The 14805-nt window shown below is 44.2% G+C and carries 12 protein-coding genes; 8 read left to right on the top strand and 4 right to left on the bottom strand.

Annotated features, from left to right (window positions below; all coding sequences use genetic code 11):
* Positions 1-169 precede the first annotated feature (169 nt).
* On the bottom strand, positions 170-1204 hold the full coding sequence (locus tag BuS5_RS03130; RefSeq protein WP_274427993.1) for an IS1 family transposase: 1035 nt from the start codon (positions 1202-1204) through the stop codon (positions 170-172).
* Between the two features lie 183 nt (positions 1205-1387).
* On the opposite strand from BuS5_RS03130, the gene BuS5_RS03125 reads away from it, so the two are divergent.
* Both BuS5_RS03125 and BuS5_RS03120 read left to right on the top strand, forming a co-directional pair.
* Positions 1388-2998, top strand: a complete 1611-nt coding sequence (locus BuS5_RS03125) for a DUF2868 domain-containing protein (protein WP_027354751.1) — start codon at positions 1388-1390, stop codon at positions 2996-2998.
* On the top strand, positions 2988-4439 hold the full coding sequence (locus tag BuS5_RS03120) for a GTPase/DUF3482 domain-containing protein (protein WP_035266137.1): 1452 nt from the start codon (positions 2988-2990) through the stop codon (positions 4437-4439). The genes BuS5_RS03125 and BuS5_RS03120 overlap by 11 nt, the downstream gene beginning before the upstream one ends.
* A gap of 83 nt (positions 4440-4522) precedes the next feature.
* Here BuS5_RS03120 and BuS5_RS20205 read toward each other — a convergent pair whose 3' ends face one another.
* Entirely contained in the window at positions 4523-4780 is a 258-nt protein-coding gene (locus BuS5_RS20205) for a hypothetical protein (RefSeq protein ID WP_338000281.1), read from the bottom strand.
* A gap of 85 nt (positions 4781-4865) precedes the next feature.
* Between BuS5_RS20205 and BuS5_RS03110 the strand changes: the two genes are divergently transcribed.
* The 5 genes from BuS5_RS03110 to BuS5_RS03090 all read left to right on the top strand — a co-directional run bounded on the left by BuS5_RS03110 (position 4866) and on the right by BuS5_RS03090 (position 11247).
* Positions 4866-7361: a TIGR03960 family B12-binding radical SAM protein gene (locus BuS5_RS03110; protein WP_035266139.1), complete on the top strand. Its 2496-nt coding sequence runs from the start codon at positions 4866-4868 to the stop codon at positions 7359-7361.
* A gap of 215 nt (positions 7362-7576) precedes the next feature.
* The gene (locus tag BuS5_RS03105; RefSeq protein ID WP_027354753.1) at positions 7577-7939 is read left to right on the top strand and encodes a hypothetical protein; all 363 of its coding nucleotides are present in this window, start codon (positions 7577-7579) and stop codon (positions 7937-7939) included.
* 105 nt (positions 7940-8044) lie between these two features.
* On the top strand, positions 8045-8404 hold the full coding sequence (locus BuS5_RS03100; protein ID WP_051375078.1) for a twin-arginine translocase TatA/TatE family subunit: 360 nt from the start codon (positions 8045-8047) through the stop codon (positions 8402-8404).
* Positions 8401-9126 (top strand): twin-arginine translocase subunit TatC, encoded by a 726-nt coding sequence (tatC, locus tag BuS5_RS03095; RefSeq protein WP_035266146.1) that lies wholly within the window; start codon positions 8401-8403, stop codon positions 9124-9126. The genes BuS5_RS03100 and tatC overlap by 4 nt, the downstream gene beginning before the upstream one ends.
* Positions 9127-9420: 294 nt before the next feature.
* The gene (locus BuS5_RS03090; RefSeq protein ID WP_027354754.1) at positions 9421-11247 is read left to right on the top strand and encodes a DUF342 domain-containing protein; all 1827 of its coding nucleotides are present in this window, start codon (positions 9421-9423) and stop codon (positions 11245-11247) included.
* Here the strand turns inward: BuS5_RS03090 and BuS5_RS03085 are convergent.
* Positions 11236-12504 (bottom strand): response regulator, encoded by a 1269-nt coding sequence (locus BuS5_RS03085; RefSeq protein ID WP_198012308.1) that lies wholly within the window; start codon positions 12502-12504, stop codon positions 11236-11238. The two genes, BuS5_RS03090 and BuS5_RS03085, sit on opposite strands and share 12 nt — an antisense overlap.
* Positions 12501-12884 (bottom strand): RidA family protein, encoded by a 384-nt coding sequence (locus BuS5_RS03080; RefSeq protein WP_027354756.1) that lies wholly within the window; start codon positions 12882-12884, stop codon positions 12501-12503. Before BuS5_RS03080 ends, BuS5_RS03085 begins: the two co-directional genes overlap by 4 nt.
* 223 nt (positions 12885-13107) lie before the next feature.
* On the opposite strand from BuS5_RS03080, the gene BuS5_RS03075 reads away from it, so the two are divergent.
* A complete protein-coding gene (locus tag BuS5_RS03075) occupies positions 13108-14262 on the top strand; it encodes an IS4 family transposase (RefSeq protein ID WP_036019371.1) in 1155 nt (384 codons plus the stop codon).
* The last annotated feature ends 543 nt before the right edge of the window (positions 14263-14805 follow it).

Genomic DNA, 14805 nt, shown 5'->3' with positions numbered 1-14805 from the left:
CTGCATTCAGAGGTGCTTTATGTGTCGATACGGTTGCCAAACACATTGTCAGGATTTCCCCCAGAAAAATTGAAAATTTTTTCAATCGCTGCATTCAACAATTGGCCAAACAGGGACTTTTCCCGAAAATCGGTAGTCCCTACAAAACAATGCAGGTTCGAAAAATCAGCTACTTACAAGGTATTGGGACTGTAATGAGATATCTCCAGTTTAGTGGAGAATTCGTAAGTCCCATCTGCATTGCTGGTGTATTATGGTTATACTTTTTTATAAATTTCTCGTTTTCATTGTTAATTCGTATTCGTAAGCTCTTATGAAATTGTATGTAATTATAGTTGAATAAGTTAATCCACATTACATTACTAAAATTCAGCTTGTTCTTGCAATACCCCAGGGTTTTTCTCTGAAGATAGGAGATATGTTGCCTCAGGGTAAGGTTCAGTCTCTCAATAAATGAGGTGTTTTGGCTTTTTCCGGGGAAATCTTTTACAGTACCTTTCACAAAATATTTTTTAACTGTTACAAGCCTACGCTTTATGCGGCGCTTAACAATTTGCAGGTAAGCATAAGGAATCTCAGACATAATGTTTTCGAGCGCATTTTTGTAAGCCGCTAATTTATCTGTAGCGACCTTTAATATATTATCTTTTCCCCATTTGCCCAACTTTTTAACGCCCTTTACTAAACGGTTTGCAGTGTAAGTTGTTCTTGAACCCAACTCGAAACCGATCCAGAATTTTGTTGTTGATTCAAGAGCGATAAAAACCCATAATTGTTGACTTTTATTTTTAAGGTAAGACCATAGTTCATCCATTTGGAGAAATACAATGGTAAGTCCGATAGTAAAACAAAGAAATAGGTGAAATTGCTGGCCTTTTTGTCCAATAGCTTTTTGCCGTTGTTCAATTGTCCTTCGATCTTTTTGAAGTACATCGGCAATTGCATCAGTGCCAAGGCCGTAAGAGTTTAGCTTTGCCGTTTGCTCATATTCTTTAAAACTGCCATGCTTTCCAAAAAGATCGGAATATCCTGTTTCTGAGAATCTATGTTTGCCACCATTGCAGTAAAACATTTGTCTTGGCTCAAAATCGGATTTTGTTATGTAAACTCCATCCTTGGTGATTTTGTTCTCGGTTGATTGATAACATTTGCAGCTTTTCCTGGGACAAAAAAATGTTAGGGCTGTATTTGCTGTATTTTGCATGGTTGCGATCCTTAAGGCAAATACAGCCGACGCCCAAAACCGACGCGATAATTTACGGCATTGTTCGTAAAAGTCAATTATTTCTTTGACATATTCGCACCTCCAGGGTAAAAATTTACCAGGAAAACCTGTTTGGGAACCCTGAGAGAGAAGGACCTTAACCGCTGAGACAGGCAAGGTGAGATGACGAAAGCAGCAGACGATACCGGCCGGGGAAAAGGAAGCGCCCGATGGCGTATCCAGGATCTTATGGATCTGGAGTATTTTTTTTTCAGCGACTCCAACACTGAAGCGGATGACGACGGCTCCTCCTCTGCCCCGACGGCGCGCGACATTTACCTAACCCGGCTCGAGCATCTAAACGACGGCCGCCCGGAGTCCCGGCGTCTCCTGATTAAAAACTGGCTCGCTGTTCGGCGCGAGAGCGAAGGCGGACCTACGCCCGGAGCAATCTATAAGGAAATTAATCGCATTTGCCTGGTTGTTGCGGCGCTGCTGGGGATCCTATCCGGCATCGGTCTGGCCATGTCGCTGCTAGATTATTCGGGCACGCAACCCCTGAACGTATCGGTGTATCTGGGTGTTGGGGTCTTTACCCAAATCCTGCTTATCTTCCTGCTGGCGGCGGTTTTCAGTTTCAGGGCGGCAAGCCGCTCCCTGGTCCGAAACTCCATTCTGGCACGGCTTCTGAGCCGGATGCTGGCCGGAGCCTTCGTAAAGGCCCGGCAACGGGCACTTAAAAAAAATGACGGGCGAAAGCGCGAGGCCCTTGCTGCGGCAACAGGACTTCTTCGAGGGTGGAAGCAGATCTACGGAAGCCTTTTTTTCTGGCCTGTTTTTATTGTCGTGCAGGTGTTTGCCCTTTGCTTCAACACGGGGCTATTGAGCGCGACCCTGATAAAACTGACCGGTACCGACGTGGCCTTTGGCTGGCAGTCCACCTTCCAGGTAGGTTCCCATGCGGTTTTCCAGGTAGCCCGAACCATTGCCCTACCCTGGCGCGAACTTCTGCCCTCGGCATTGGCCTATCCCAGTCTGGAGCAGATCGAGGGAAGCCGGATGATTCTCAAAGAAGGGATTTATCACCTGGCTACCCGGGATCTGGTCTCCTGGTGGCCATTTCTTTGCCTTTCGGTGTTCTGCTATGGGCTGCTTCCCCGGCTGATATTGCTGACATCGGGCGCCTTCGTCCAGAGGCGGCTTCTGGCCAAGCTACGTTTCGACCACGGGGACTGCGACGGCCTTGTGCGCAGAATGACCACCCCGGTGGTGAGTACCGCCGGAACGTCTCAACCGGCTTCGGACCCCAAGGGGCCGCTTTTGGACGAAGCGGAAGCGACTCCCTGTACGACGGTCCCGGGCGATGCCGGCGGCAATTACGCAGCCCTGGTGCCCGAAGACATCTTCGATGTCTGCGAGGGGCTGGAAGATGTTGCGGCCCGGGAACTGGGGATGCAGGTAACGGACCTGAAAAAAATCGGCGCGGGCTTTGAGCAGGATCAGGCGGTTCTCGATTCGCTGAAAGCAAAGCGGGAAGATGCAGTACCCGGCGGCGTACTGGTGCTTCAGGAGGCCTGGCAGCCGCCCATTCGGGAGACGCTTCAGTTTCTGATTCAACTCCGACAACGACTGGGGAATACGGGCAGGGTCGTGGTGGGGCTTATTGGAAAGCCCGATTCCGAAACTATTTTTACCACGGTCCGGGATAGTGACTGGCGAATCTGGAAACGCAAGATCAAAGCCCTTGGCGATCCCTACCTACGCGTGGAAAGGCTGCTGCCCCATGATCAATGAATCGACTCCGGAATTTGCTGTTGCCGGGCATCCCAACGAAGGCAAATCCTCGGTGGTTTCCACCCTGGCCGAGGACGACTCCGTGCGCATCAGCCCCATACCGGGCGAGACCCTTTTCTGCCGGCGCTTTCCGGTGGTTATCGATGGCAAGGAAATCATCGGCTTTGTGGATACCCCGGGGTTTCAGAACCCGCTTTCGACCCTGGAGTGGATGCGACACTATTCGGGCCCGGACGAGGCCATTGCGGCCGCCTTCCGCCGGACCCATCTGGAAGATCCCAATTTCAGGGACGACTGCGAACTCTTTGCCCCCATTGCCGAAGGTGCCGGGATTATTTACGTGGTGGACGGCGCCCGGCCGGTTAGAAATGTGGACCGGGCCGAGATGGAAGTCCTTCGCCTCACGGGCCGGCCCCGCATGGCGGTCATCAACTGCAAGGAAAAAGAAATCCGTTACCTGGACCAGTGGAAAAACGAATTTCGCAAACACTTTAACGCCGTTCGGGTTTTTAACGCCCACAAAGCCACCTATGCCGAGCGCATCGATCTTCTCGAGACCCTGAAGCGCATTGACCAGGACTGGCAGCCGACCCTGGAGACCGTCATCGAGGCGTTCAAACAGGACTGGTATCGGCGAAATGTTCAGAGCGCCGACATCCTCTGCCGCATGCTCGCAGACGCCCTGACCCACCGTCTCAGCCGTAATATCAACGAAAAGACCGACGAGGAAACAATAAAAAGCCAGCTCCAGGAAACCTACAATCAGGCCATTGCCCGCATTGAAAAAACTTCGCACCAGGAAATCCGGCGTCTTTTCAAGCACAACATCTTCAACATCGACCTGCCGGACTATTCGATCCTGCGCACGGATCTTTTCAGCGATAGAACCTGGCAGGTTCTGGGGCTGACCCCGAAACAGCTAATCACGGCCGCGGGTCTGAGCGGCGTTGCCATGGGTGCAGCGCTGGATCTGACGGCCCACGGCCTTACCTTTGGTATCTTTTCGGCCATCGGCGGGCTGGCCGGCGCAGGCTGGGCGGCTCTGGGCGGGGGCCGGAAACTGGCCCGGACCCAGGTGGTGGGCATCCACCTCGGCGGCCGGCAGATTCAGGTGGGACCCGTTGAAAACATTCAGCTGCTCTACATTCTGCTGGACCGCGCCTTCATCTTCTATTCCCACATCATCAACTGGGCCCATGGTCGGCGGGACTATACCGTTGATTCCGGCACATCCGGAAAAACCAAGGCCGGGGTTACTGCGGAATGGAGCGAGGCAACCCGGCAGGTCTGCGGGCGGTTTTTCAAGGACGTGCGCAACAACGATGATATCAAGGCCGAAAAGGCCCGGCACCAGATGACGTCCGTGCTACTGGGCGCGTTTGAAACGATTTCCCGCAGCGACCGGCGTGACGATCCGGGGATGCGCTGGAGGAAAACCTAAAACAGGAAATTTCCTAATTGAGCGTCGAATGACCTATGACAAGTGTCAGTTTGCGAAACACAATTTTTTTCAGTAGTGTCCGGTTAGGTTTTTGCAAAACTTGTTAAAAAAGGTAAAACATGAGAGACTCTTATATTAAAACCGATTATAGAGAAAAACGAGGCCGCACCAGGAACAAGGTTTGCCATTGCTGCCGGCAACAAGCTCCCTTCTGCTGGACCTGCCGATGCGGTTTCGCCATTTGCCAGGTATGTATGTATGAAAATGAGTGGGGTATGACCTGTAATGGAATAACCTGGCAGTGCCCCGATTGCGGCGCCCAAAACGGATACGGCAATCAATAAAGGAATTAATAACACTTCAAACAGAATAAATTCTGTTTTTTTTATCTTGCCATTTGAATTAGTTATAAAAAAATAAAATAAAATGAAAAATCTTGACGATATACTCCCACTTGTGGAGCAGCCCAGCAGGTACCTGGGTACGGAAACAAATATAATTAAAAAAAATCATCATGGTCTCAAACTCAGGATAGCGCTGGCCTTTCCTGATCTGTATGAAATCGGAACATCACACTTCGGCCTGCAGATTTTGTATAATATATTAAACAGCCATGAATCTATTGTTGCTGAAAGGGTATTTGCTCCGGCGATAGATTTAGGCGGATATCTCAGATCGTTCAACATACCACTGATGACCCTCGAATCGCGCCGGCCGCTCAAGAGTTTTGACATAATAGGTTTCAGCCTTTTGTACGAACTTAACTATACCAACATTCTCTATATGCTGGATCTGGCAGGGATACCATTTTTCGCCAAAGAAAGGGACCTATCCTTTCCCCTGCTCATTGCCGGCGGTCCATGCTCCTGCAACCCCGAACCGGTTGCGGACCTATTCGATGCTATAGTGGTGGGTGACGGAGAAGAGGTCATAATGCAGATGTCCCAGGCATGGATGGAATGGAAAGAAGGCGGACTGGATGATAAGGATTCCATCCTGCAAGCCTGGTCTGAAATCAATGGTGTTTATATTCCGTCTATAAAAAATAAAGCAGTTCAAAGAGCTATAATAAGCAGCCTGGATGATGCTCCTTTTCCGGATACTCCGATTGTGCCTTATGGCCGGCCCGTGCATGACCGCTTACGCCTTGAAGTTGCCAGGGGATGCACCAGGGGATGCAGATTCTGCCAGGCCGGCATGATTTACAGGCCTGTGCGGGAACGATCTCCTGAAAACCTTATTGCTCTGTCGGATGCATCCCTGAAAGCAACCGGATATGAGGATATATCCCTTTTATCTTTAAGCACAGGCGACTACGGCTGCATTATTCCCCTGATGGAATCCCTGATGACCAGATATAAAAATCAAAAGATCGCCGTATCCTTGCCGTCTCTCCGCGCCGACACACTTACGCCTGAATTAATGCAGCTTGTCAAAACCGTGAGAAAAACCGGCTTTACCATCGCACCTGAAGCAGGGAGCCAAAGACTAAGGGATGTCATCAATAAAAACATTACCCAGGATGATGTTATTAAAACAGTCCTGGACGCATTCGGGTTGGGATGGAGCAGTATAAAACTTTATTTTATGACAGGCCTCCCTACGGAAACCGATGATGACCTCAAGGCGATCGTAGCTTTGGCTAATGAAATCAGCTTATTAACCAAAAGCTCCGGTAAAAGAAAAAAAAGAGTCAGAATAAATGTTTCCGTATCGACTTTTATCCCGAAATCTCATACCCCTTTTCAATGGGAGCCCCAGATATCCCTGGAAAAATCCAGATATAACATAAGCTGGTTAAAGGATAATCTAAAAGCCGGGGGAATAAATTTTAAATGGCAAAACCCTGAAGTCAGCCTGCTTGAAGGTCTATGGTCAAGGGGAGACCGGAGCCTGTCGGAGCTGCTGGTCGCGGCATATAAAAATGGCTGTATCTTCGATGGGTGGAGCGATAAATTCAATTTCAATTTATGGGAAAAAGCATTATCCGATACAGGCAAGGATATCGAGTATTATACATCCCGCAAAAGAGATATGGACGAACCCCTGCCCTGGGATCATATTAACACAGGGATATCAACTGAATTTTTAAAAGATGAACTACAAAAAGCCATGTCCTGCAGGAGTACGGATGACTGCCGCTTAAAAGAATGCAACAATTGCGGGGTATGCGATTTTATCAATATAAAACCGAAAGTTTATACTTCACAGCCGCATGCTCTCACCGACAATCCTGCGGATAAGGGATTGCTCGGTACAAATAGCGACAAAACATTTCATAAAAAGATAATGTTATCTTATTCAAAACTTGGGCCAGCAAAATATTTTGGACATCTTGAGCTTGCCAACATATTTATGCGGGCCATACAGCGCGCCGGTATTATTGTAAAATTTTCCGAAGGTTTTCATCCAAAGCCCAAAATTTCATTTGCTGATCCGCTCCCTATAGGTATGGAGAGCGAGGGCGAATCAGTCTATCTGATGGTGCCTGGTAATATCAAGCCGATGGATGTTATGAATAATTTAAACCGCCAACTGCCCGAAGGTCTTCTTGTTCATAACTGTGTTCTGGCTTCTTCCAGGCCTGACCGGGAAGAAAATAACCATACAACATATATGATCTCTCTACAATCCGGCTCTTTTGATAAAAAAAAATCGGATTATTTTTTTAATCTACCCGAATTAATTATTACTAAAAAAAACCGCAAGGGAAGAGAAAAAAAAATAGACCTGAAAGAATCGGTTTCTGCAATCGAAATACTGGAGTCATCAAGATTAAAAATGGCGCTGAAAACCGGGGCAGGGAAAACCGTTAGACCACTTGAAGTTATAAAGAATATATTCAGCATACCGGATCAGGAAATCAAGCTTGCCTCGGTAACCAAACTCAGAAAAAGGCCAATGCAGGATGATCCTCAATAAATATAGATTTTCATATAAATAATTTCACTCTATTATCGGTCAAAACATTCGGCCGAGTAGGGGCGGATTCCATATCCGCCGAAATGATACGGGGGCAGAAATGGATTCTGCCCCTACTATGCCAAGTTTTTTTGTTGATAGATTGAACAAATTATGAAAAATTTATCCTTTAAAAAAGAAAAATTTTACAATCAACGAATGTCGGAGCAGAGCAGATGAATCGTTTTTTACATGATAATTTATACGCAAGTTTCAGGCAGGCGGCTGATGTGTGGCTTGAAAAATGGAATATGCTGCAAGGTGGATGTCTGCATTTAAGCGAGGGGTTAAGTGAGCTTCCAGCAGAGACACGTGAAGAATGGGAGAAGATGGCTTTATCGTGTATCACTACTTGTCATTGCGGCAAGTGCAATGCCGATGCGATCGGCCGGATACATAAGCTTATTGTCAAGAGAGTTCTGGAAGATATTCAAGAAGTAAGGGAAGGATCTGAAATCCGCTGGCAGATCATACCGGCAAAACGGCGTAAAATCAGGAAAAAAAGGCCTGAAATATACCAAAACTGGTTAGGTCTATAGTAGGGGTTTAAAATCTTAAACCCTATGTTCAAAATCTTGAACCCCTACCCGACGACCGATAACGCAGTGGAATTATTTATGTGACGATCTATAGGAGAAAAAAATATGTTTGGCATAAGTATGCCGGAATTGATCCTGATTCTGGCTATCGCGCTTATTGTTGTCGGGCCTGAAAAGCTTCCTGAAATTGCAACAAAAATAGGACGTATAATCAATGAGTTTAAAAAGACGGCGTCTGACTTTAAGGATTCATTTGATGTGGATGATGAAGTCAGCGTTGTAAAAAAAACTTTTGATGATGTTAGCAATGATATCAAGGAAATAGTTGATGTTAAATCTTCCGGCACAAAAGGCTCTGGCGATGATCATACTCAAAAAATGGATGACCCGTCCAAAGGAATGATAACTGGAAAAGGGAATGAAGCAGAATCGCCGTACAAAAAAGAAGGATCTACAGAGCAGTGAATGAAGAATATAAAATCCCTTTTACCGCCCACCTGGAGGAGCTAAGAACGCGCCTTATAACCTGTTCCATTGCTATTGGCGCGGGGTTTGCGGTTGCTTATTTTTTTAAGGAAAAAATTTTTCAGATTTTGACGCGGCCTTTAATGAGGATCATGCAGTCTGGTGATAAGCTAATATTTACAGGCCTGCCCGAGGCGTTTTTCACATATTTGAAGGTGGCATTGCTGGCCGGTATAATTCTGGCTGCTCCTGTGCTCCTCTATCAGTTCTGGTTATTTGTTGCTCCGGGCCTTTATCAAAAGGAACGTAAGCTCCTTATTCCCATTGTTTTTCTCTCGACACTTTTTTTTGTGGGCGGCGCTTTTTTCGGATACTTTATTGTTTTCCCTTTTGGTTTTAAATTTTTTTTGGGGTTTGCGTCCGAGTCTATCCGTCCCCTGCCGTCAATGAAAGAGTATCTAACCTTTGCCTCAAAACTGCTGCTTGCCTTTGGGGTCGTTTTTGAGCTTCCTATTGTTATTACTTTTCTGGCCCGGCTTGGTATTGTTTCTGTGGAATTTTTAAAGAAAAACAGGAAATATGCTATGCTGATATTCTTTGCAGGCGCGGCAATCTTAACACCTCCTGATGTTATCACTCAACTCATGATGGCCTTTCCGTTAATGGTATTATATGAAGTCAGTATAATCGGTGCTAAAATATTCGGCAAAAAAAAAGAGTAACGGTTAAGGGACTATCGCTTTTGCAAAAATCTATAGATTGTCACATAAATAATTTCACTGCGTTATCGGTCGTCGGAGTATTACAATACGCCCTCCTCCCTCTGGCCTTATGAAATCAATTATCTAACAATCTATATACCAAATAATATAAAAAGATGAACTGACCCAAAACCGAATACAATGCCGGTACCGTACCAAATTCAAATCGGTAAAAAGCGGTGCGACATATGAATTTTAATACCGGATTTGTATTTGGAATTAAAGTTTTTCATGTAATTACCAATATTATTAGGTATGGATATAGCAGAACTTCTTGATCACAGATTGGGCATGATAGCGGTTAAAAAGGGACTGGTCGGCAATGAAGAATTTTATCGTGCCATAAAAGAACAAAAAAGAATATTTTCCGAAACAAAAATCTTTACCCCTGTCGTTGATATACTGGTTAATCAAGGGGTTATACCAAAATGCCGGAAGGATGATTTTTTATTGCTCTCAAGCTCCCAATCCCAGGATTCACAAACAGGCGCTGACCTATATGATGAGGGCAAGTTGGCCAATGCTTCCATGCCTGAATCTGAGGAAAAAAATTCTGTTCTGGAATTAACAATTTCGGATGATAAGCTGGCAGCAGTTGTTTCCTTTAATGGAGAGGCTGAAACAAGTATTACGGCAGATGATATAAAAACTCTTTTGGAAAAGAAAGGTGTCATTTACGGGATATTGGATGATGATTCTATAAACAGGCATATTGAAAACGCGCAGGAACAAAATTTTACATTAAAAGTTGCATCCGGCACTATGCCTGGATCCGGAACGTCTGAGCAAATAAAATATTTTTTTGACAGGGATCCTTTGCGGGTCGGCACACTGACAGATGAGGGCACCATGGATTGGAAGAATCGGGGCAAAATTGCCCAAGTTGATTCGGGTGCGCTTTTGGCTGAAATTATACCCGGGAAAGAGGGTGCCCCCGGCATCAATATATATAAAAAGGCCATACCCCCTTTGAAATATAATAAGGCAATTATTTCATGCGGAAAGGGGGTCGAAAAAACGGAAGACGGCCGAAAGTTCTATTCCACTGAAAAGGGACAGCCCGTGATTTCCGGCGACGGGATGCTGGAAGTATCCCCTGTTCTGAAGATAGCAGGGGATGTCGGGATTAAAACCGGGCATATCGATTTTGATGGTCATGTCGAAGTAGACGGCGTGGTGCTTAAAGGTTATCAGGTAAAAGCAAAAAGCCTGCGCGCAGAGGGAATTTTTGATGCTGACATCTCGGTCTTAAACGATATTGTTGTTTATGAAGGAATCTTTGGTGCCAGGATCAGAAATGATGGGAGCATAAAGGCCGGACATATTCGTAAGTCGAATATAGTGGCGCTTGGAAATATGAATGTGGAAACAGAGATAGCGGAATCCATAATTGAAACAAGCGGCCGGTGTATAGTCGAGGAAAGTGTCTTTGCATCTGAAATTTCAGCTAAAAAAGGCATTAAAGCTGGTAATATTGGTTCAGAATCAGCCGCCCCGAGCCAACTTACCGTGGGGATCGATTTTAGAGCCAAAAGGGATGTAGTTGCTCTAAAAAAAAAAATCACGGATGAAAAACAGAAGATTGATGAGATTACCCCAGGGCTTTTGACATTTAAGGAAAAATCAGATCTGTTAAATACCAAACTGGGAGATATTGCCCAGATTCAGGATAGATATATTATTGAGCGTAGAGGCCTGCTCGACTCGCCTGAAGGCGATGCCGGCAGGATAGCTGTATTGGAAAAAAAAATTCGCGAAATTGATAAAATCGTGGCCGGATTGATGGATGAGGATGAACATGAGCTGCAGAAAATTAATGAAACAGAACTCGTAATAAAGAGCTGCAAAGATAAAATTGATGAATTTCAGGACAAGATTCACGAAATAAACAAAAAATCAGAATTGGACAAAGGCATAGCGATTTTAAAAGCATCCGGCAAAATATATCCAGGCACAGCAGTCAATGGCAGGCACTCTTCCATCAAGGTTGAAGAGATGCTTCAAGGCGCTACAATCAGCGAAAGAAAAGGAACGAACTCAAAGGAACGGAATCTATGGCATATGAAAATATCAAACAGATAATTTTCCATATGTTACAAAAATCCGGTCATCTAAAACATTAAAATCTTTTAACTTTTGTATTGAACCTATTGATGCTGCATTTAATACCACACCATTGGAAAGTAAGTGCCTTCCGTCTTTTAAACATAACTCTTTTGCAAGCTTCATCCCTTCTTTTAAATCTTTAATAGCTACCCATTCCCGGCCTTCTCCGGTTCCTGTTTTTCCTGTAATTTTTATCAGCTTTTCAACAACATCGGCGTCATATTTACTGTTGCTTCCAATTTCCAGGGCTTTTTTTGCAATCTGTTTATTTAAAGTGTCAGGATCATTGGAATCACAACTTTCCGTGATTTCCCGGCCAAAATTATCCGCTGCCCTTTTTTTGATTTCTTCGATACCAGCAGGCCAGGTGTGAATGATTTTGCAGTAATCTGAAACCGCCGCAACAATTCGTGCTCCTATCGGTATTTGAAATTCTTTTAAGCCGTTCGGGAAACCGCTGCCATCAAAATTTTCATGATGGCTCAGGATTATCCCACTTACCCCGGAAAGCCTTTTTACGGCCTCAAAACTTAATGATGCTATGAGGGGGTGCTGTGTGTATAAGCCCAGTTCCGTCTTATCCATCTCTATTTCATCTTTTAACAGCATAAGTTCAGGAAGACCGAGCAGGCCGATATCATGAAACAGGCCGGCGATTTCAATCTGATCAGCCAGCTCTTTTTCAAGGCCTAAAGCTTCGGCTGTCTCCCTGGACAGCCTGCCCGCATGCTTCATATATTCCCCCAGCACAGGGTTTAGCATCTCAATAAGAGATGATAAAAGCCGAATAATATCCATATAGCTTTCTTCAAGCTCTTTATGTTTTTTCAGTATTTCATTTTTTTCTTCAAGAACTTTCTGTTCCAGTTTGATTATACGCAAACCGGAACGTACTCTTGCTCTTATTTCTTCCGGATGATATGGTTTGGAGATGTAGTCATCGACGCCGGCCTTAAACCCCTTGAGCGTATCCGGCAACTGATCCCTGGTAGTCTGAAGAATAATATACACATAATGGGATAATTTTTCAGCCCTGATTTTATTGCATAAAGTTATCCCATCCATTTCAGGCATCATCCAGTCCGAGATAACCATTTTGAATCTTTGTTCCTTAAAAAGCTCCCAGGCTTTTTGTCCGTTTTCTGCAAGTACGACCCTGTGGCCATCCTTTGTCAGGGTTTTATTAAGAAGTTCAGCAATTACAGGATTGTCTTCCGCTACTAATATTTTCATGCTTTTTTTATCTCTGCCATACATTCTATCTCTACCAAAGCGCCCAGTGGTAAACCGGCTGCCTGCACGGTAGCTCTGGCCGGTTTATGATCGCCGAATTCCATGCCGTAAATTTCATTCACGGTTGAGAAATCATCCATGTTAACAAGAAAGATGGTAGTCTTGACAACATCCGCCGGCGAAAGTCCTGATGCCAGCAGGACCGCCTTCAAGTTATTCAAGACCTGTTTTGTTTGCGAGTTTATGTCATTCCCGGAAAGTCGCCCCGTAGATGGGTCTATTCCGATTTGGCCGGAACAAAAAAGTAAACCGCCTGTTTTCACGGCTTGAGAATAGGGTCCGATAGCCGCCGGAGCCTTGTCTGTTGATATCAAATCCATAGTATCTCTCCTTAGGGTTCGCGCAAAAATAAATTCAGAGTGACAAAAAACGTCATAATAATGACACAAAATGTCATATTTTTCAGTAGTGTCCGGTTAGGTTTTTGCATGTTATATGGGATAAAAAAATTAGAAAAATGTTCATTTTTTACTTGACAAACCAAATAAAAATTTTTTATCGTTTTGTTATAAAATATAATTATAACAAGGAGTTAAGACAAAAATGGACATATTCAATATCCCAAAAAAGAATTTTAATCCCCAATCTCATGCTCGATTTCTCAAACCTTTGCAAAAGATTTTTCCTGACACGCCACAGCTTAAATCCCGAGGTCACAGGCCATTGAAAATGACTTTTGAAGATCAGCTTCACGCACTGATATTTTTCCATCTACAAGAACATGAATCAGCTCGTGATCTTATTCAACACCTTAAAGAAGACGATTTTGCCAAAGAATGTGTCGCTCCAGATGGAGGGATCAGTCGTAGCAGTTTTTCCGAAATTATCAATTCTCGAGGGCTTGAACAGCTTGAATATGTTTTTCAAGCTCTTTGCAGCCAGGCACAAAATGCTTTACCATCAAATTATTCAGATCTCGGTGAACTCGTTTCCATTGATGGATCTTTAATTGATGCAGTTCTGTCCATGTACTGGGCTGATTACAGAAAAGGCGCTAAAAAAGCAAAAGGCCATTTCGGCTTTGATGTCAATCGCAAGATTCCTATAAAAATTCATCTGACAAATGGAAATGGCGCTGAACGCCCCTTTGTCAGGTCTATCCTTACAAAAGGCCAAACAGGAATCATGGATCGGGGGTATCAATCACATAAGGATTTTGATCTTCTTCAGGATGAAAAAAAACATTTTGTTTGCCGCATCAAAGCGAAAACAACAAGAACTATTATCAAAGAGCAGCCTGTTGATCCCGACAGCTATATTTTTTATGATGCTGTGGTTCTTCTTGGCACTCCTGGGGTAAACCAGACCAGAAAGCCGGTTCGACTGGTTGGTTATAAAATTGCCGGTGTCAAATATTTTGTGGCAACTGATCGTTATGATCTTACAGCCGAGCAGGTTGCAACCGTTTATAAGCTTAGATGGGATATCGAAACTTTTTTCAAATGGTGGAAGAAACATTTAAAAGTGTACCACTTGATTGCTCACAGTAGATATGGCCTGATGGTTCAAATCCTTGCGGGGTTAATAACCTACCTGCTTATGGCCATATACTGCCATGAACAGTTTAATGAACCTGTATCAATAAAGAGGATTCGTCAGCTTAGAAATACCATCCAGAACGAATTACGTACTGACGAAAAAAACGTATGGTCTAATAATCTGATTATCAAAGAGCAAATGCTATATGCAAAAACTTAACCGGACACTACTGCATATTTTTGGATATTATAAAAAATATTTTTTTTGGACAACAGTTAATCGGTCACAACTATTTGAAATTTTATATTTTTAAATATTTTTATTTTTTTTAAAAATCTTTGCATGCTTTTTGCTTATTTAAAAAATAAAGCACGGTAAATGCTTCAATGATGCGCGTGCATCTTGTTCACCGGTCATCTTCAAACTTTAAAAAAAAAGTATAATTAACACAAGATGTGTATCGGAGAGCAATAACGGTATTATTTGAAATCGGGCTTTTTAATTTTCACTTCCCTTAAATTCCTTGTACCCTTCAAGGTGAGAGCAGCGCTTAAGCAATTAAGCGCTGCTTTTTTTTTGAAGCGGTCCTTTATTTATTTATTCGTAACCGTTCACGATTGCCGGTTCACGGCTGACATTTTTGTCAGAGTTTACGTTCCCATGGTTGAGTTGTTGTTGAAATTGTGGTGTTACCATTGATTCCCACATAACCAGTGTTGCCGGCGTTACCGTTCTATTTTCAACCGTAAACCGTGAACGGTT

The sequence above is a fragment of the Desulfosarcina sp. BuS5 genome (genome assembly GCF_028752835.1).
Classification (GTDB): Bacteria; Desulfobacterota; Desulfobacteria; order Desulfobacterales; family BuS5; genus BuS5.
Note: the sequence above shows the minus strand (reverse complement) of the source record. Positions and strands in the feature narration are given on the sequence as shown.